This window comes from Bacillus sp. Bos-x628, from assembly GCF_040500475.1.
GTDB classification, from domain to species: Bacteria; Bacillota; Bacilli; order Bacillales; family Bacillaceae; genus Bacillus; species Bacillus maqinnsis.
In genome coordinates this window covers 1-19,094 of record NZ_CP159360.1, presented here as the reverse complement: position 1 = coordinate 19,094, position 19,094 = coordinate 1, and the positions used below count along the sequence as shown (strand labels likewise).

General features: G+C 33.1%; 24 protein-coding genes. 1 reads left to right on the top strand and 23 read right to left on the bottom strand.

From position 1 onward, the window contains the following. Positions 1-47: 47 nt before the first annotated feature. From ABVJ71_RS17310 to ABVJ71_RS17275, 8 genes are all read right to left on the bottom strand, one after another. Positions 48-500 carry a hypothetical protein gene (locus ABVJ71_RS17310; protein WP_353856834.1) on the bottom strand — a complete coding sequence of 151 codons (453 nt, stop codon included), beginning with the start codon at positions 498-500 and terminating at the stop codon, positions 48-50. Then, entirely contained in the window at positions 500-1,474 is a 975-nt protein-coding gene (locus tag ABVJ71_RS17305) for an FAD-dependent thymidylate synthase (protein ID WP_353856833.1), read from the bottom strand. The genes ABVJ71_RS17310 and ABVJ71_RS17305 overlap by 1 nt, the downstream gene beginning before the upstream one ends. 167 nt (positions 1,475-1,641) lie before the next feature. Continuing rightward, positions 1,642-2,109, bottom strand: coding sequence for a ribonuclease H (locus ABVJ71_RS17300; protein ID WP_353856832.1), 468 nt, complete (start codon positions 2,107-2,109; stop codon positions 1,642-1,644). Further along, entirely contained in the window at positions 2,109-2,732 is a 624-nt protein-coding gene (locus ABVJ71_RS17295) for a hypothetical protein (RefSeq protein WP_353856831.1), read from the bottom strand. Before ABVJ71_RS17295 ends, ABVJ71_RS17300 begins: the two co-directional genes overlap by 1 nt. Before the next feature lie 106 nt (positions 2,733-2,838). Then, positions 2,839-3,627, bottom strand: coding sequence for a GIY-YIG nuclease family protein (locus ABVJ71_RS17290; protein ID WP_353856830.1), 789 nt, complete (start codon positions 3,625-3,627; stop codon positions 2,839-2,841). Positions 3,628-3,758: 131 nt separating this feature from the next. Beyond that, complete coding sequence (locus tag ABVJ71_RS17285; RefSeq protein ID WP_353856829.1) at positions 3,759-4,325, bottom strand: YfbR-like 5'-deoxynucleotidase; 567 nt, start codon at positions 4,323-4,325, stop codon at positions 3,759-3,761. Between the two features lie 70 nt (positions 4,326-4,395). Next, positions 4,396-4,674 (bottom strand): thioredoxin family protein, encoded by a 279-nt coding sequence (locus ABVJ71_RS17280; RefSeq protein WP_353856828.1) that lies wholly within the window; start codon positions 4,672-4,674, stop codon positions 4,396-4,398. A 115-nt stretch (positions 4,675-4,789) separates the two neighbouring features. Then, the gene (locus ABVJ71_RS17275) at positions 4,790-5,248 is read right to left on the bottom strand and encodes a nucleoside 2-deoxyribosyltransferase (RefSeq protein WP_353856827.1); all 459 of its coding nucleotides are present in this window, start codon (positions 5,246-5,248) and stop codon (positions 4,790-4,792) included. 162 nt (positions 5,249-5,410) lie between these two features. On the opposite strand from ABVJ71_RS17275, the gene ABVJ71_RS17270 reads away from it, so the two are divergent. Next, positions 5,411-5,941, top strand: coding sequence for a DUF3967 domain-containing protein (locus ABVJ71_RS17270; protein WP_353856826.1), 531 nt, complete (start codon positions 5,411-5,413; stop codon positions 5,939-5,941). Positions 5,942-6,012: 71 nt separating this feature from the next. On the opposite strand, the gene ABVJ71_RS17265 is transcribed toward ABVJ71_RS17270, so the two are convergent. The 15 genes from ABVJ71_RS17265 to ABVJ71_RS17195 all read right to left on the bottom strand — a co-directional run. Next, on the bottom strand, positions 6,013-7,767 hold the full coding sequence (locus tag ABVJ71_RS17265; RefSeq protein WP_353856825.1) for a DHH family phosphoesterase: 1,755 nt from the start codon (positions 7,765-7,767) through the stop codon (positions 6,013-6,015). Further along, positions 7,757-7,960 (bottom strand): hypothetical protein, encoded by a 204-nt coding sequence (locus ABVJ71_RS17260; RefSeq protein ID WP_353856824.1) that lies wholly within the window; start codon positions 7,958-7,960, stop codon positions 7,757-7,759. Before ABVJ71_RS17260 ends, ABVJ71_RS17265 begins: the two co-directional genes overlap by 11 nt. Positions 7,961-8,019: 59 nt before the next feature. Beyond that, the gene (locus tag ABVJ71_RS17255; protein WP_353856823.1) at positions 8,020-8,868 is read right to left on the bottom strand and encodes a hypothetical protein; all 849 of its coding nucleotides are present in this window, start codon (positions 8,866-8,868) and stop codon (positions 8,020-8,022) included. A 271-nt stretch (positions 8,869-9,139) separates the two neighbouring features. Then, positions 9,140-10,732 carry a DnaB-like helicase C-terminal domain-containing protein gene (locus ABVJ71_RS17250; RefSeq protein WP_353856822.1) on the bottom strand — a complete coding sequence of 531 codons (1,593 nt, stop codon included), beginning with the start codon at positions 10,730-10,732 and terminating at the stop codon, positions 9,140-9,142. After that, on the bottom strand, positions 10,729-11,214 hold the full coding sequence (locus ABVJ71_RS17245) for a hypothetical protein (RefSeq protein ID WP_353856821.1): 486 nt from the start codon (positions 11,212-11,214) through the stop codon (positions 10,729-10,731). Before ABVJ71_RS17245 ends, ABVJ71_RS17250 begins: the two co-directional genes overlap by 4 nt. Positions 11,215-11,327: 113 nt before the next feature. Continuing rightward, entirely contained in the window at positions 11,328-11,726 is a 399-nt protein-coding gene (locus ABVJ71_RS17240; protein WP_353856820.1) for a hypothetical protein, read from the bottom strand. Between the two features lie 96 nt (positions 11,727-11,822). Further along, on the bottom strand, positions 11,823-12,329 hold the full coding sequence (locus ABVJ71_RS17235; protein WP_353856819.1) for a YiiX/YebB-like N1pC/P60 family cysteine hydrolase: 507 nt from the start codon (positions 12,327-12,329) through the stop codon (positions 11,823-11,825). Between the two features lie 2 nt (positions 12,330-12,331). Next, entirely contained in the window at positions 12,332-12,493 is a 162-nt protein-coding gene (locus ABVJ71_RS17230) for a hypothetical protein (protein ID WP_353856818.1), read from the bottom strand. Between the two features lie 279 nt (positions 12,494-12,772). After that, entirely contained in the window at positions 12,773-13,243 is a 471-nt protein-coding gene (locus ABVJ71_RS17225) for a flavodoxin domain-containing protein (protein ID WP_353856817.1), read from the bottom strand. After that, positions 13,200-14,243 (bottom strand): ribonucleotide-diphosphate reductase subunit beta, encoded by a 1,044-nt coding sequence (locus tag ABVJ71_RS17220; RefSeq protein WP_353856816.1) that lies wholly within the window; start codon positions 14,241-14,243, stop codon positions 13,200-13,202. Before ABVJ71_RS17220 ends, ABVJ71_RS17225 begins: the two co-directional genes overlap by 44 nt. 101 nt (positions 14,244-14,344) lie before the next feature. Further along, positions 14,345-16,714, bottom strand: coding sequence for a ribonucleoside-diphosphate reductase subunit alpha (locus ABVJ71_RS17215; protein ID WP_353856815.1), 2,370 nt, complete (start codon positions 16,712-16,714; stop codon positions 14,345-14,347). A gap of 71 nt (positions 16,715-16,785) precedes the next feature. Next, positions 16,786-17,820 carry an AAA family ATPase gene (locus ABVJ71_RS17210; RefSeq protein ID WP_353856814.1) on the bottom strand — a complete coding sequence of 345 codons (1,035 nt, stop codon included), beginning with the start codon at positions 17,818-17,820 and terminating at the stop codon, positions 16,786-16,788. Positions 17,821-17,915: 95 nt separating this feature from the next. Beyond that, the gene (locus tag ABVJ71_RS17205; RefSeq protein ID WP_013603307.1) at positions 17,916-18,125 is read right to left on the bottom strand and encodes a hypothetical protein; all 210 of its coding nucleotides are present in this window, start codon (positions 18,123-18,125) and stop codon (positions 17,916-17,918) included. An 88-nt stretch (positions 18,126-18,213) separates the two neighbouring features. Then, positions 18,214-18,576, bottom strand: coding sequence for a PQ-loop domain-containing transporter (locus ABVJ71_RS17200; protein WP_213394120.1), 363 nt, complete (start codon positions 18,574-18,576; stop codon positions 18,214-18,216). After that, positions 18,573-19,094, bottom strand: a 522-nt coding sequence (locus tag ABVJ71_RS17195) for a nucleoside 2-deoxyribosyltransferase (RefSeq protein ID WP_353856813.1), incomplete at its 5' end; no start/stop codon positions are given. The genes ABVJ71_RS17200 and ABVJ71_RS17195, both read right to left, overlap by 4 nt.

Below are 19,094 nucleotides of genomic sequence, written 5' to 3'. Positions count from 1 at the left end.
TAAATCAGACGAACAAAAAATTCAAAAAACCACTCATTTGAGTGGTTTTAATCTTCTATTTTTTTATTTTTGTTTTTAAAGATGTGTGGGTGCGACACAAAATACGTTAACTTAATCTTTTTATGCTCTTTTAAGTACTTATTAATAAAGTAATTAAAGAATTGAACATCATCTTCTAAATTAAATAAGTTAGAAGATCTTTGGAAAACATTAATTCCAATTACTCGTTTCTCATTGTCAAATATAAAATGAACGGTTGAGATACATTCATCACTATTAAGCATTACCTGTCTCTCTGAACTTATCCACCCACTTGAAAATTTATAAAGTAAGTGTCTTAATTGCATTTCAAGTGAAGTATAATAAGGCTCATCCGAATCAGGAAAAGTATTCTCCGTACACGGATTAATCATTGTGAAAGAATCGAATAAAATCATTTCATCATTTTCTTTTAAATAATCAAGTTCACCTATAGATGGAATTCGAGAAAATTGTAACATTACTTATCTTCTCCTCGGCTTGCAAGGTGATCCATATATTGTTTCGAGGCAATTTTCCATTCTTCAAGTTGATTTTTATATTCTCTGAGCATTCTCTGAAATTTAGTCGGACCCTTGGGCGGATTAGTTCCATTAATATTTTCACGCCAATCTTGATAAATAAAGTCTTTTTCATTCCATTCAAATTTATCTGAGTTTTCTTCTGGGAAGTATAGATTAGTAGCGTGACCGTTTCGCGCGTTCTTGATGTAATGGAAACTTGGCATTTCAAAATCTATAAGATCTAAATGGGCGATAGGATATGCCCGACAAAGTTCGAGATACATTTGATACGCAATAATGTTATCCGACTTCGGTTGAATCTGCCGATCAATACGTTGCTTGCAGAAGGCCAATAAATCTTTAACATTCATTGAAGCATAATAAAAGTTATCATGGTTTTTATTCAGAATAAGTCGAGCATCCATAATTGAAATCTTCTTAGAATCAATCATTTCAGCATAAAGATTACGACATTGTCGAGTAAGATCTTTATATCTTTCTAAAAACTCAGGGGAATTTTCAATAGATTCAGGAATAACTGCAGTTGTATGGGATAACCAACGATCTCCTGTACATTGGGCCGAAAACGAAAATGTCCTATGACGAATTAAATGAGTTACATCTTGTACTGAAATTCCTTCAATTCGAAATGTTAATCGAATTGTTTCAAGGATTGAAGGCAGTGTTTTAAAGGTGAAGGCTTTTTCAATATCATCAACCACCTGTGTCATACTATATGTTTCTTCGGGATCATCCGCCCAGGTTGCATTCACATATCCAGGAAGATAACAAAGAATGCTTTCCCAAGGAGTATAATCAACTAGAGTAACTTTAATATTTTCTAAATCATTTTTGAATTCAAATTCTGGCTTTTCATTAAAACGAATTGGCATGGGTAATTTAACTGGCTCAAGGTTATTATTTTTTGGCATTATTTAATTCCTCCGATTTTTTTCAATCATATTTTCAATAAAAAATACAATATATTTATATCTAAAAGTACGAAAATGTAAATTGATTTAATATATTTATTGATTTTTTTCAATAAATATTCCCTCAATAGATAACCGTACTTTATAAGTAATCATTCTTTATTGACTTATATAGCTGGGTCTCTTGTAAGTTCATCCATTGCCTCATTGGCTAATCTATCAGCAAGTTCATTATCTGGGATTCCTGAATGACCTTTAACTTTATTAAAAGTGATAAACGGGAATTTCTCGACCAGTTCAATTAATTCAATCCATAACCGGCGATTCTCCACTGGCTTTTTATTAGCTGTAATCCATCCATTATTCATCCACTTTTTATACCAACCTTGGTTCATACAATTGCATAGATATGCCGAATCTGTATTGATTTCTACAGGAATATTATGTGTTTTTAATTGTTTAAGGGCTTCAATAGCTGCGCGAATTTCCATCATGTTATTTGTAACGTTTCTATAGCTAGCCTTAATAGTTTTAATGTGGGAGCCATATCGAAGAACTGCCCCGATACCCCCGATATTATCGTCTCTTCCATTATTTCTCGATGCCCCGTCACAGTAGATTACAACTTTCATCATTAAAGGACTCCCTTCTCTTTTAATTCTTGTGCAATTTCTTCTGGAGTTTTATAGGTGGTGTCTACAATTAGCTTCTGTATTGGAGACTTATCAAAATAAAATTTATAAAAATGTTTATGAAGAGTATAATCAAGAATTTCGTGGCCAGTCTGAAGGCATCGATTTATCAGGACCTTTGTGTCACAATCAAGGTAAATTACGATTACGTCTTTAATCTCAGCTAAATGCTTTTCTAAGTCATCATAGTTATCCCATAATTGAGGATCTCGACTAAACAAGTCACAATATGTTTTAAAACCAATTGGCCCCCTATCAACTACAATATGTTTGTAATTAGAGACTTTATTTATAGCTTGTTGTAGAGATGATTTTCCTGAGCGATCAACACCTTCAAGGATGATGATTTTTGGTTTAACAAATTCAGGTGGCGGGACGACAATAGTAGTAGTTGAGTTAGTCATAACCGTTATATCCTCCGATTTCTTTAATCTCTTGTTGTACTTTGTATTTATATCTGGTATTAAAAAAACGTAAATAGAAATATAAAAAAAGACTGCCGAAGCAGTCTTAAAATTATAAAGTGGTTTAATAATCTCATTAATATTCAAAATGATTTCTTTCATGAACTTCAATCTTCATTCTAAGATCTCCACATTAATATTATTGTCATAACTTTTATATCTAGCTAAATTTAAATGCAAAAAGACTAAAGACATATCACTAGTCTTGTTATAAAGATAATAAATCAATTGATTTCATAAACTTTTCAATTCGAGAAATTACTTCTTCAACTTTATTTTCAGGAAACTCAAACCATTCCGGATGCCGCGTTTGACCGGTTTTTGGGGGAAGTCTGTATTCTTCAAATTGTGAATGTAATAATCTCTCAATAGATTTACCATCCTTACAAGGGAAAGTAGCAACAACCTCCAAGTCTCTTGAGGTATATGTATTCATATTTGCTTCTGCGTAACGCTCCTGCCACGGGCGAGTAGACATCCCAATTTTAAGTTCATTTCTAACTTTAGGGTGTCTAAATATATATATCCATTGAAGACCTCTATAATCATCATTCTCGAATTCGTTAGAGATGACTTCTGATGAATATATATACTTAAGCAAATCGGATCTCTGAAAATCTAAAAGAGTCTTGCAAACATAATCTATGCATTGTTCAGCATAATAGGCTGAATTAGACGGTTCGATAGCTGAAACATCAACTTCTGAATCATAATATTTCAAAACAAGTTCATCTATAACCTCTAAGCCTTCTTTGTAGACTATTTTAGCTTGACCTGCTTTAACCACCGTTGCTTTTATTCCATGTCTAACATGAGAGTGCCAATTAAAGAATCCTTTTAAACCCGGACAGATAAAAGCAATATACTTATAATCTCCAGATTTTGCCCTCCTTCCAAGTACGTTTGTGGCTGTTAAAGCTTCATACTGGTTCATAGGGGTATTGCCATTTTCATTAAACAATTTAATCATTAAATTTGATAATTTTTTCGTATCCATATCAGAATAAGTTTAACATAAAATAGTGTTTTTATTATAGAGTTACTTCGCGTTTTATTCTTTAGCTAAAAATCTTTTTATAAGTCTCGCCAAGAAAATTTCTAAATAAAAAAGAAGCTCAAATCGGCTTCTCAATCAAAAAATACTGCCTTTTTCCTTAATCGCGCCTCTAATTTTTCAATTAAATTTGATACACGCTCTTGTGCTCCATCATTAATACTTTTCATTTGTTTTGTTTTATTTCCAAGTTCTATTTCACTATTTGAATATTGAAGGACAGAAACCGTATCGGCGAGCTTTACAATTAGATAAGCAATTGTCTCTTCTTTTTCTTCTTTGAGAAATTGCTCATATGCTTTTGCATATTCAGGCATATATTTTTTTAAGTTAACAATTTCAGCTTCATTCAAGATTTTCTGTAAAGTGGGATTGTCTACTTTCGTATCATATGGTACATCCCCTAAGAAAATTTCAGGAATATCATGAACGGCAGCAAATTCTAAAGCTTTGAGTTTAATATAATCATCAACGTTATACATTTGACAGATCTTTAGGACGGTTGTAATCACGTAAAACGTGTGCTCAGCAACGTTCTCATGCTTGATTTTCGGGCGATTATTATACCTAATAATCTCTCCAAGTGCTAAGATTCGTGTATCTCCTAAAGTACGTACTTTTCCTCGGTTATAGTAAGTCATAACTGTTGTGTCTCCTTTATGAGAGTTGTTGAGTTAAGTTATATCCTGATATAAAAAGATACAAAAAATGCTATTTTTCAGTTTTTCCTGCTTTTAAGAACATTTCTCGAATCAGATCTTGTTTGCCATTAAATCCAACTATTCTTTCAATCTCATTTTCATTATTATCAACAAGTACCAAGGCTGGCGTAGCCATAATACCAAACTTCATAGCCGCGTTTACCGAATCATCATCACCATCTGAAAGGTTATAAGTTATATCAGGTTTAATCCCTAACTCAAAAGAATAATAGTTTTCAAGCATCTGGCATGGTTGACAAGCACTTTGTTTAAATATAATTACTTTCATGATTAATTCCTCCGTATATAGACATCTTATTATTAAATATAATCAATAAAAAATTATTTAATACGACATCATTTAATAATTATTATTGAATTTATTAAATAAATTATTTAATAGATTATTCAATTAAGCCCTCATAATAAATTTCTTGACCAAGTATGGCAGCTTCTAATTCTTCGATTGTTTTACATGCAGCTTTTCCTGACTCTGCTAACATTAGATTGAACATTCCATCTTGACCAAGTGTGAAGGCCACATAAATGATTGGGACCCCCGATGCATATGCGTGCCCCGCCTCAAAAATGGTACCCATGTCTTTATCATCAGTAATTGCAATAACAAGTTCTGATTCTTCAATTCCTCTAATGTTCATCTCAAAAGACTTCTTTCGAACTTCAGGTGATGAAATCGGACCGATTGCTGATTGTTTTCTTGGCGAGAAGTATGTTAAGTCATGTTTTTCAAGTAATGTTTCGACCAAAGCAACTCGGGTTATTTGATCCGCCTTGAAGAATGGGGCCGCAATATAAACATGTTGTTGTTTTCCTGGAGCTAACGGTTTAGTATTTTGAGTCATATTATTATTCCTCCGATTTATTTATGTTGTTTTCTCTTTATTTATATCTGGAGATTCAAGAATGTAAATTAATGTCGAAACTTTAATTACAGTATTTCTAAAAAGTTATTTTATCTATGATATGATTGTTATGACTACTATTAATCGGAGGTTATGACTGTTATGAATATTTTTTCCGGCGTTGAGGATGTAGCTCAAGAGCTAGGGTTATCTCCATCAACTATTAAAAAGTACTATCTCTTAATAGAAGAGAACGGATACAGATTTACAAGGAGTCGTACAGGAAAAGTAATCTTCTCAGAAAGAGATTTAGAAATTTTTAAAAGACTAATTCAAATTAAAAATGAAAAAGGAATAAAAGTTGTAGACGCTGTGAGAACAGTTATATCTTCTATAACTGATGTAACGGTATGGAAGGGCTCAACAGAATCAACTCAATTTGATGAGACTGAGCCACCATTAGATATAACAATTATGAAAGAAACAATGGAACAAATGCATGAAATTATAAAAAACCAACAGAAACAAATAGATCAGCTGTTGGAAAATCAAAATCAAACCCAAAAGCTTTTAGAAAGTGGCTCTACAAATAGAGACAAGTTGTTACTACAATCAATTAGAGAAACTCAGGAATTAAAGAAATTGATCTTAGAAAACAACAAGAAGAAAAAATGGTGGCAGTTCGGTAAATAAAGTTAGCCATGACAATTACAACTACTAATGTAACTGTCATGGCTATTATTATGACTGTTATAACTGTTATTTCAAAAAATAATGGTTTCTACAGTAACTTCATCAGGTACTTCCTCAATAAGATCATAGTTGCCAGACCTCTCGCACCCTACAAGAACTAATTGAAGGGTGCGTTTATTACCATAAATATTCACAGATGGGATACCAATGAAATCCATCGTGATTTGTCTGTCAAAATTATTTTTTAGACTCTCATATAATCCGTCAGGGGCTCCGTACATAACAAACTCAACACCATTTTCATAAAAGGCCAACATAGAACCTTTTTGGCGGATATAGTTCTTATTAATTTTAATTCCGATAAAGGCTAATAGGGGTTCTTGTACTTTCCCACCAAATAAGTGTTTATTATTAGTAACATCTTCAATTATAGATCTATTAACATTTTCTCTGACTATGAGATCAACCTCATAAACGAACTCATTTTTCTTGACCTCATGTGTTCGTTTTTTGAACTCTTCAAAATTGTCTTCAGGGATAGATATACCAAAAGCATTAGCATGCCCTTGAGCAAACTCGATCAGTCCAGTTTCATTACACCAGTCTTTAAGGGAAGATAATATTTTTTCATCGCCACGACCTGACCCAACATATTTCTTATCTTTGTAATAAAGCACTAATGCTGGTTTTTGATATTTATTGGCTACTTTATTGGCAACTAGACCAGTAATCGAAGCTTCATGAGGGCTGTTAAGTAAAGCAATTGAGATTCCGCCCTCATTATAAATGCTGGTGTTATTTTTAAGTTTTTCTAGAGACTTTTTAACCATTGAGTTTTGACGACTCTTAACTTTTTTCATCATATCAAAGGCAATATCATATATATCTTGCTCAACTAATATTTTGTCGAATTTTCCGGTCTTTTTATTTTTCTTTCGTTTCTCTACATTCCAAACTCGTCCATCATCAATCTTATTTAAGGCTCTGAATAGTAAATCTTTTTCATCTTTAGTACCAACACGAACTACCGCATTAATCATTGGAATAATAGAAAAGGAGAGATCTTTTGGGGCGAGACCTTTTAGACTCCCAAAAGAATCCATTATAGCAATTTTAACCAATGGGTTATTGATCGTCTCAAGGCCTCGAAAAACCAAGTTTCTGACTTCATTTTCACTTATATCTGAAATATCTCCGATTTGGCCAATAGCAACTAAATCAAGAAGGTCATCAGCATAATGGGTATCTAAAATCTTATCAAGAGCTTGGCAAAACTTATAGGCCATACCTGCACCGACTAAATTCTTATTTGTGTTTTTATTCACGTCTAATTGATTATTAATCAAAATTCCATGCTCTGGCATCTTATCTACTTCATGATGATCTAGAACGATAATGTCAATTCCCATATAATAAAGCCTTTGAATTTCATCAACATCATTAGACGCTGCATCAGGGATTATGATTAGATCAATTGTTGAACTAGCAATCTTTTGAGAAATTTCATCAGTTAATCCATGGGATTTTCGATCATGAAGAAAATAAGAAATATGTGAATCTGGTTCAATTTTTTTTATATATTGATAGATTATTGATGCAGACGAAAATCCATCAGCATCTGCATCAACTAAAATACCAATATGATCTCTTATGAGTAAATGAGCAAGAAGGACATTTGCACCGAGTTCAATATTATGAAGATCAAAAGGATTAAGATCCTCGCTACTATTAGGGTTAAGGAATGTATCAATATCCTTAATATTTCTATTCTTCAATATGGTGTCAATGATATCCCCATTGAAGGGACCGATTTGTTTAATCTTCATTGAATTCACCAACAATTTTATTAGTGATTTTCAAAAATTCGCGAGAGATTCCTTCTAACTCTAACATATCTTTGATTAAAAAGTTCATTCTTTCGAGTTGTTCCTCTTTTTCTGCTTCAGATAATTTATTTACATATTCAATTTCATTTCTGCTTAAAGGACGGTCGATCTCAATCTTTATAATACTACGCATAAATTTTCCTCCTAGTAGTTGAATCTTCGTTATTATATCTGGGGTTTTTAAAACGTAAATTAAGCTACTAGGATTCGGTTGTTGAATAATTTCATGAAAATTTCGGCGCCTTTATCAGATGGACTGTCTTTTAAATCAAGGAGGCCTTCAACATCCCACATCACACTTGTTTCAAACCTTGAACCAAGTTTATTAATAAAAACACTATTGATTTTCTCAATGTAGTATTTTTCTTCAATACTCCCAACTTCTGAGAATTCTTTATCTAGAGCAATTATGACTTGTTCAATGCCTAAGTTATTTAATAATTCTATCTGAGTATCAGTAAGAGTAGATCCACTTAAAGATACAGCAATAGACATATCAGGAAACATAGTATCTATCTGCATAACTGACTTTTCAGATTCACATAAGATGATTGCTCCGTAATCTTTTATTTGTTTTAGGTTAAAATTTAATCCATAAAGGCAGGAGCCGGTTGGGTGTTTTAAGAAACGATTTTTGTAAAACACAGGCATATATTTTTTTCCGGAGTTCACTAATTCTTGATTTAGGTTTCTGGCTCGGATACCAATAAGATTTCCTTTAAGATCGTAGTGAGGTATAATTATTTGATTATCTATAACTGAGTATTTAATATTAAACTTCTTCATTGTCTTTGGAGAAATGTTGTCTTCTATCCAAGACTTGTGATAGAAGTCATAATATGAATTAAGGATTTTCTTATCTAGCTGATTAATTTCTGCTGTAATATCTTTTGGTTTAAATTTTTCAAAGAAAGACATATCCACTTTATCTGAAGTAAAATTTGAACTTCTATATGATAATCCAAATCTCTTGCAAATAAATTTAAATGACTCAAAAAAAGTTAATCCTTTTATTTTCCCTATTAATCCGTATAAATCCATATGGCCGCACTCTGTGAAGCAGTAAAATGAATGAGAATTAGAATAATAAGTAAGTTTATGGCTATGACCGTTATGACAGATCGTTTTGCATATAATATTTGGACCTTTTAATTTTGGTTGTGTTCCTAACTCTTGAAGTAAGGTGAATATGTCATTTTCACTCAAGGATTGTTTTACTTTGTGGGCATCCAAACCAATTCACCTCTTAACCCTATTTAAGATATTTTATCTGACTAAATAAAAATGTAAAAAAGAGAAGAATCATCTTCTCTTAAAAAACCAGACTTTCTTCAGCTAAATCTTCTGTTTCTTCAATGGCATATCCAATATTCATCGGGTGAACATCTAACAAATTAAAATCGTAGTCTGTCACGAATAATGGATCTTCTCTCATAGTGCCTAGATTCATATAAGTCCAGATAATTACATTACTATACTTTCCTCCGCGATTTTTATAAACCCAATGAGAATAGTTTGGTTTTTTGTTAGTAAAACCAGATTGCAAAATGTGCTTTAGATTATGGTAATCTGAAGCCCCCGCCCTAAATGTAAGGATACCAAAATCAACTTTATCTGCTGTGGCTTGTCCACCACGTAGAGCCGACGGGTCTCTATTTTCAATTTCTTTAGAACCTCTGTTTAATTGGGTTGAAGAAGCAATAAAAATATCATACTTCTCAGCAAGAATTTTTAATGATGACGAAAACTGATGAAGAATCTGGTCTTCTCGAAGGTGACTCCCAAATGCAGTCGCCATTGTTCTGGAGAGTTTTGGGGTCATTTGAATATAGTCAAAGGCACATTCTTGAATATTGTTTTCAATAATATGTCGTTCAATAATTGTTTCAATATCTGAAATTGAAAAGTCATTTACATACTCACAGAAGATAGGCGCTCTCTTTAAAATCTGGATTGCTTTTTTTAGTCTTTTTAAGACTACCTCAGAATACTTACCATCTTTAATTACGTCTTCATCAACTCCAGAAATAAAAGCAAGCATAATTGTTTGGACTTCTCTTTTTACAAGCTCTGTTGATATAAATAGGGTAGGGATTGATGGGCCGTTGCTTACATATTTGTTTTGGTTAATATCAAAAATTTCATCACATGATGCATTACACATATCAGCCAATGCTTGACGAGTTTTACCTGTACCTGTACCCGCTGAACGAAGCATAAGCTTTGTTTTACGTTTTCCTCTAAATATTGTGTTATAAAATTTGTTTGTAAATGGGTTTCCGTATTCAGGGTCTTCATCTAACTCATCTAGAAGAGTGTCCAAATCATCACCCGCCATAAAACTTTTTGTCTCTTGACCAATATTGAATGCATCTTTAATCTTAGACATCTTAATTGTGTAATGATCAATTATTTCATTAACAGTCATACTGTCTATTTTTTTCATTCCATCATTCCGGATCTTTAAGTCAGTAGACTGCCAATCATAAAGATCTGACACATCAATTCCATTTAATACATAATGTCGCAATAAAGAGATTTTTTTCAGTCGATCATAGTTACTTTTAAAGGTGTTTTCATTTGCATGAGCTATTGATTTTCTTATATAAGATAAACCATCATTTTTTTCCCAAATCTTATAGTGCTGAGGAAAAGACGATAAGTAATTATCAAGATCAATTTCATTAATTTTAGTGACTTCATAATTTGAATAAGCGATATTATATATCGAAGAAAACACAATTTGGTGAAATTCATGAGCAAAGTCTTTTTCTGTTATAATAATTTCCGGATCTCTTAAGAAGTGGGGGTTCCTGCAAAGTGAACCAATAACAGAATAGACAGCCCGTGTAGGGTTTAAAACTTTCATTGCTTTATCAGTAGTAGTTGAGTTAACGCCTGTCATTTCAGTAAACCCTCCATGTTTATTAATTTCTTGTCTTTATATCTGTTTTTAGATAAAGAGGGTGTCTTTATTTGAACCTTTCGCATTTCTATTTTTTTTACCACCATATTCTCTCTTTTTCTTTTGAGATCTTTATAGTAGTCAATCATTTCATCATAATAATGGGGGATAAGAGCTAAACCATACTTTAATTCCAAACGTATTTTTTTGATATTTACTATGTAATCAAGAGTGAAATCTATATTTTTATAAGTATATCCTCGTTCCTCTTTAAATTGTTTAATTTGCTTAAGCATCAATCCTGTAGGAAAAGAAATACCGAAAATTTTTTTGCACTTGTTATAAAGGTTTTCTCGATCTTCAACATCTTTCTCTTTTTTCTTATAACATTTAGGACAGTAGTTTTTGCTTTTGAATTTCTTCATAACAGATTGGGGGTGCTTTTGTTCACATGTTCCATAGCATTTAACTAATCTGCTCATTTCAAACTCTCCTTTATATTTTTGTTATTATATCTGGATCGTTTGAAACGTAAATTTTGAATTAAAAAACGGCCAATATCATTGGCCGCTTAACTTAGGGTCAGTTAAACCAATCAATTAAAATTGAATGACAGTTTAACTTCATAATTATGCAAAAGCCAAACAGGATTTTCTCCTAACAAAGCCTGTTTGAATTGTCTTAATATCCTTTCGGCTTTCTCAGTAAGACTAACTGTATCTCCTTCTTCATTACTTGAAGCAAACATAATATTCCCGCAGATCACTATATCCCAATCGGAGATGGTTAGATTGGGGGTGTTTTTTATAACAAGAGAGGGCATTTGGAGCTCTTTCTTTAAAAGAAATTCATCATCGAACCATACGTCTAGTTCCTCTATACTTATCATAGAAAGAGTTCCTTGAATTTCTTTCTTTAGAATATCATAAGGACTGCCATCACCCTTCTTAAAATTAATCAATTCTCCTGGTTTTAAAGTTGCATAATTGAGCATTTGTGCATTTCTCTCCTTAAAGTTATCTTTTACATATAAAATTATACAATATCTGGAATTAAACGTACATATGTTCGTATTAAAAAAGCCAAACTTTTAAGATTGGCTTTTTTTAATACTTTTAGTTAAATATTTGAGAAGATCATATAGTTCATTTGGTGTTAAATCAATTCCTCTTATTTCGCCAGTAATCCCAAGATCGTTAGTAATTCCGAGGCGATCTAGAATATCAAACACTAGCTCTGAGCAAATTAAATTGTTGGGATTATTAAATAAGTTTTTTCCTTTGAGATGAAATAAGTTTTTCAAGACATACCCAAATATTTGGGCATAATCATATTTTTTACCAATATACTCTTTGCTGATCTCAACAACTTTTTCTTGTTGCGCCGAACTTAATCCTAAATCAAGAATCTCATAATACGAGTATTCTTTGGAATTAAATTTTTTAATTCTTGAAACCATATTTATATTGGCTTCAAGAATTTCATCTTTTGATACAGCAATGACTACATGACTAAACTTCCCTCGATTATCAAATAACCTAATCAGTTTAGAGATAATGTTCTTTTTTCTTACAAAGATGATATTTCCTTTAGTCATTTTTAAAATATACTTTTCAAGAAAAAGGATGCAATAAGAATAAAGTAAATGCCCCAGAAATCAATGTCATAATTGAAGGTTCGTAATACTCCATAGTGAATCAATACGATAGGAATGGTTAAATAAATAAGAAAAAGTAAAAACTGATTAATAAACTTAAACATTAATTAATTTCCCCCTTTTAAAATCTTTGTTATTATATCTAACTCTTTAAAAACGTAAACAAGCCCACATTCTTTAGTTGACGATTTTGACCAAATGGAAATGGGGTGTTTGGTTTGTTAAGCTTTAATAGGGGCGAGGATCGAAGCAAACTAACTCAATTATATAGTGTGAGAATGGGCAGATTTTTAACCTGTTCTTTTTGTATAAGGTTATTTTTTGGAGAAAGGTCGAAACAGAAAAAGAAGAAGACTTAATATTAATACAAAAAATATGGAGCCTTATCGGCTCCAGTACTTAATAATTTTTATTAAACTTTGAATTTCATCCCATGAATATTTTTCAGGATTAAATCTTTGTTCAAATTTAAAATCAATTATGACATCGGCTCCACAATCCAAACAAATTTTCTTTATGCCTTCAACTGCCCCACAAAATTTAGGATAAACTGAATTACCACTCCCAAATATAAAAACTTCTTTTCCACACAGTTGTAAATAGTTTTCAATAAGATATTCTTTAAGTCTCTTAGGTATTTTTCCATTACCCCAAGTATACGTGCCAATAGCTAAATTGTTGTTACTAGGGAAAGGATTGTTAAAGTCTTCAATAACCTGTAAATCTCTTTTAGCGTGCTCTTGGATAAACGGGATAAAGGTTCTAGTATTACCTGTATTTGAAGCAAGGATAATCGGAAGGGAGCCCATCTCATAGGTCATCCCAATCATTCTTTTGCTCATTCGATTTGCCATAGTTCACTTCTTTGTCCTCAAAGAAATCTCTTTTTGTATTATTTAAGTTATCAGGATCAAAAGCTGTTATCCAGGGCATAGGATTTTTCTTTGCTGCAAAAATTTGGTCGAGCCCGAGGTTGTCTAAAATTAAATTCGCCCGGTACCCGATATACTCTTTTACTTCTTCAATATCAATATCAGGAGTGTTTTTATAAAGATCCTCGCAAAATTCTCTTTCAAGTTGTACAAGTTTAATGAAGAACCCATATACAAACTCCGCGAACTCTTCAGTATTAAGTTCGGGATATTGAGTTAGAATGTCACGTATCAGGATTGTTTGGAAGTAAGAGTGCTTCATTTCATCACGCTGAATATACTGAATAACAGTTCCGGTCCCAAACATTTTTCCGTTTCTATTAAAATGATAGAACGGTGTAAATCCATTTACGAAACATAAACCTTCCAAACCACTCATTGCAACCAATCCTTTTGCAAACGTCTTCGGAGTAGGATTTTGAATGAATTCATCAAACAGATCCATCATTAGTTTGTTTCTTTTAATCATGAATTCGTTCTTTTTCGGTCGTTCAAATACATCTAAAGATACAGTTTTGGAGTTTACTGAACTTAGGATATACGTGTAAGATTCGTTATGAATTGTTTCCATTGCCGCGACAAAAGCCATAAGAGCTTTAATTGCAGAATCTCTAATATAATAAGCAGCAACATTATCAAAATATGTAGCAATAGAATCGAGTACAGCCAAAATTCCGATAGCATTTAAGAATAACTCTTGTTCCATTTCGTTCATTTCAGTAGCCCACTGTACTTTATCTTTACCCATAGATACTTCATCTGGAATCCAGAATACTTCTCTCATTTCTTTAATAAGTTCGTAGTAAACTTGATTAATAATGTCATCCCAGAAGAGAATACCACTTACATCATCGAACATTCTCTCGCCCTTATTAGGTAAATTCTCATTAAAAACCCTTACTTGTTTCGTCAATCGTTCCATATAAGTGTTCCTCCATATTTATAAAAATCTCTTAATATTTATATCTGGATTATTAAAAACGTAAATCAAAAGGGAGCTTTCGCTCCCACATCTTTAATGTATTAAGCTGAACATGCCAGACATGAACTTTCGTGTTTTTGATCCCAAGATCGAGTGTAGTAAGAAGTTTTCACACCAGCTTTCCAATTTTCCATATGAAGCTTGTAAAAATTCTTGGCCTTAATGTCTTGAGGAATATAGAAATTATGGGAAATAGCTTGATCTACAAATTTTTGACGTGCAGCGTTATGCTTAATAGCCCACAGGTGTGCTAACTGTTTTTCATTTTCGTATTCCATTTTCATAGTTGGTTTGTAGAAGAACCATGTTTTCTGATTTAATTCCGGAACCAAAATAGGAAGGTGAAAGTCTTTCTTCCTCTCAAAGTAGATAACATCAAATATTGGGTCGATTCCTGGTGTTGATCCAGCAATAACTGATGTTCCACCAGTAGGAGCAATAGCCCTTAGATATCCATTTCTCATGTACTTAGAAGCCAATTCTTTAACTTCCAACCACTCAGGAGAGTTTAAATTACGTTCTTCAAACCATTCTCCAGTTTGCCACTTCGAACCTTCGAAAACAGGATAGTTACCTTTTTCTTTTCCTAACAACGCTGAAGCTTTAATGCAATTTCTCATGATTTTTTCTTCAAGTTGGGAGATATATTCAACAGCCTGTTCTGAATCCCACATGATTCCTTCTTGAGCTAGTAGGGCAGTAATACCTTGTTCTCCTGCCCCAACAGCTCGATACTTCATATTTGTGTATTGTGCTTGAGGAACAGGAACTTTTAAGAGAGAAATAACATTATCAAGGGCCCTCATTTGAATTTTGATAACTCTCTCTGTTACTCCATCTTTTTCAGTTCTATTAACAACCAAGGAACTGAGGTTGCATGTTACTAGATCACCAATTTGTTTATGAATGATTACTTCTCCTGTTTCCCAATTAATCGTCTCTTGAGTTACAAACGAAGGTGACATATTTTGAGCGATTTCAGAACACAAGTTAGAAGAATGGATCATTCCTGAATGGGAGTTTGGATTATTACGGTTAACCGTGTCACGATAAAACATATATGGAATTCCAGTTTCTAATTGAGCCTTCATGTATCTCTTTTTCAATTCAATTGCTGGTACACGTCTCTTATCTAAATTGTTATTATCAACGCATAAGTAATAGTGGTAAGTCCAAGCATGATCAATTGGATTTGGTGTTTCTTTTTCACCAAGTTTTTTCTTATCGTAGAAGTCTTCAAGACTGAATCCCATCTTTTGTTTGATCTCATGGGGATCAAAAAGATAGAAGTCACCACGTTTTTCAACTTGTCTCATAAATTCATCCGGAATACAAAGACCAGTGAAAACGTTGTAAGCTCGTTTTGATTTATCTCCAGTATTTAAACGAAGGTCTATAAAGTCTTCAATATCTTTGTGCCAAATATCAAGATAGACAGCTACAGCACCAGGTCTTTGTCCTAACTGATCAACGGAAACGGCCGTGTTATCAAGTTGTTTAATCCATCCTAGTATTCCACTGGCAGCGCCTTTATGTCCTCGAATATCTGATCCAGTTGCTCGTAATTTTCCAAAATAAATACCAATACCGGCACCATTTTTAGAGAACGTAGAAACATCAGTGTTATCATCAAAAATTCCACGAAGTGAGTCTTCAGTTGTTAGAACAAAACAACTTGATAAACCACCGGTAACACGGCCAGCATTCATTAAAGTTGGAGTAGCAAGTGTAAGGTAAAGGTTAGAAAGCGCCCAGTATAGTTCAATTGCTTTCTCCACTCGGTCTTTTTCCTCTGGCATCATCAGGTGAAGGGCAGCAATCATAAATCTTTCTTGTGGCAATTCATAAACTGATTTGTCAAAGTCTTTAACACAATAGCGACCAGATAGTGAATGAAGCCCTGCAAAATCAAATAATTCATCACGTTCGGGAACAATTGCATTTCCGGCCTTAACTAATTCTTCTCGCGTGTAATTAGCAAGAATATCGGGAGTATACAAGCCTTTTTCGGTGAGAGTCACGATAAGACCATAGAAATCACCATACTTCTCTTTTGAATCATAAGATCTATTTTTAGAAGCTCTTTTATATAACTCTTGGAGCTTTACATAACGGGCAAATCTATTCCAGTTAGTGTTTACAAGGTAATCAGGCGCCACGTATCCAGAATCATTCTTAATGTCATTTGTAAGAACCAAAGCATTTTGAATGAGGATTTTCGTAATATCTTTTGATTCGATTTCTTCTCTTCTCTCGATTGTCCGGACCACTTTAGAAATGTAACTCTCTTTTGTGGTTGGATTAACCTCAATATTTTCGAATCCACGTTTAATAAATGAAATCAATCTTTCTCTATCAAATTCCATTCGTCGTTCACGTTTTTTATTCTTGTCTTTAATTACAACTGTCATAACCTATTTCCTTTCTTGCAGTAGTTGAGTTAAAGCAAGAGAGGACGACATAATCATCCCCTCGCCAATTATTAAAGAATTTCTTTCATTTTTTGAATTGCAACGAATAACGGCTGAACTTGTTCTTTGGAAGCATCGGTTAACTTATTGCCGCCTCCAAATACTTCATCTACAATTCTATTAACTTCATCCATACGATTTGCTTTATGGAACTGAACACCAAGCTCACGAGCTTCTTGCATCAGAGCATCATAATCCAGCTGTTCTTCTTGTAATCCAACTGATTCTTTTTCTTCTTTCAATTGAGAAGGATCAATTAGATTAATTGCATCAGTAACGGCTTTTTTATATGCTTCAGCATCCAAAGGAATTACTGGAGCAATACCTTCAAATGTTGAACCGGCTTGCCATTGAAGTGTTTCTCGAAGATGGATTACACGATGTTCATTCATGTGTTCATCAGTTGTAACTGTCATGAACAAGATGTTATCAACCATTTTATTGATTGGAGCCATGACTTTATCTTTTAGATCTGGAACATACTTTTCAAATTGATAGTATTGTTCTTTGGTCTTTTTATCAGTTACAAGAGTCATAGTGTCGTTTACCTGTTCTTGAAGGACACCTGAAACAGGAATCTTAGTTGTGACTTGAGTTGCGTGAGCAATAAACACAGGAGTGTAGCCTAGTCGTTCAATTTGCTGAAGATTTTTCTTCCAATCATTTTTAAGATCAACCCAGTCTTTTCCCCATTCAACCTGGCCGAACTCTGTTTTGTCATACTTTGAAAGGATATATGTTTCAAGCATTGCGTAAAGGTTTTCTACCGTATCAATACAAACAACATCGTATCGTTCTTTAATTTTTTTGTTCTGCAGCTGAGCTAAAACTTGAAGATATTCAATCCAGTTTGAAACGTACTGAACATTGGCACCAACAAGCACTTTATGCCGTTTTTCTGTGGCGATAAATAAAACTCGATCTCCATAGAGCTTATGAACAAAAGATGTTTTACCGATTTTAGGAACACCATAAATAAATGAAGTGTAGGATGCTAAATCCGTACTTGCCTTAATCGGCTCTAAATTTAATAAGTTAATTGCCATAGTTGAGTTCCTCCGATTTGTTTAATGTGATTACTTTTTATTTATATCTGGTGCTTGGAAAACGTAAATTAATTAATAAATTTTGCCGGTGTTTTTTAATTCTTCCTGTATTTTTTCTTTATCAATTCATATGGATAAAGCTCGTTGATTGAAACGTACCAGGTATTTTTCCCATCACTTGCTTGGAAAAAATCAGAATGACCAGCATCATGTAAGATGGTAACAATCTCACCTATCTCAAATTCATGGCCACAAAATTGTCTGATTATAATTGCTTTATCACCAACTTTGTAAGAATTTTTCATCTATTAACCTCCGTCTTCTTTCAAGTCCTTTTGTATTCTATCTGGATAGTGAAAAACGTAAATTAAAGCACAAAAAAGAAACAAGGAATTATCCTTGTCTCTTGTCGTTTTCTTCATTAAACTTTTGCTTTAACCATTCAGCTGTAATTAATGCCTGGGGAACAACATATGAAGAGTTTTTTCTATATTTCAGAACCATGATCAACATAATTAAAGCAAGAGCTTCATTTAAGGCTTCAGTAATCATCGTCCCCCATGTGCCGAACTTAATAAAGATCATAATGGCATTAACGAGCATAAAGATCAAAGCGACATTTAGAGAAAGCCAGAATAATACGCTCATACCATTTACGTCTTTTGTTACATACGTTTTTCTTATTTGAGGTAGGTAACAAATTGTCAGGAACACCGTTCCTAGTACTGGCAGCCAATTCAAAAGAAAGTTTATCACTGGGGAGCCACCTCTTTTTCAACTGATTGTTTTAATTCATTAGTTTTCTTTTTTAAAGCAACTACTAAATCATCTACGGTAGAGAATATTCCACCATTTGTTTTCTTGATCAAGCCAATAACATAAAGATTACGATATTGGAATTGGTTTTCGGTAATATCATCAACTAATGTTAGAACCTTTTTAGCATTGTCATTTCCTAACTGCCGAACATCAGTATACAAACCAAGGATAGGTCGTCCAATTGTTGAGAAAACACCGATTTCTGCAGCAACACCAGAATCAATTTCTACTCCATCTAGAACAGCGATCAAAATATCACTTGATAGGAGGTGCTCGGTATCAGCGTTAGCAATCTGGATACTTGTTGCACTTGCTTTTTTATCATTAACAACAACATTTTCTTGAGGAAGATATACTTCAAGTTCAGGGATTTCTTCTCTAATTTTTGCGGCTAATATGTCGTTAAAGTTTCGATCTGCGATTCCAAATAAACTGTTAGCTATGTATAATTTCAT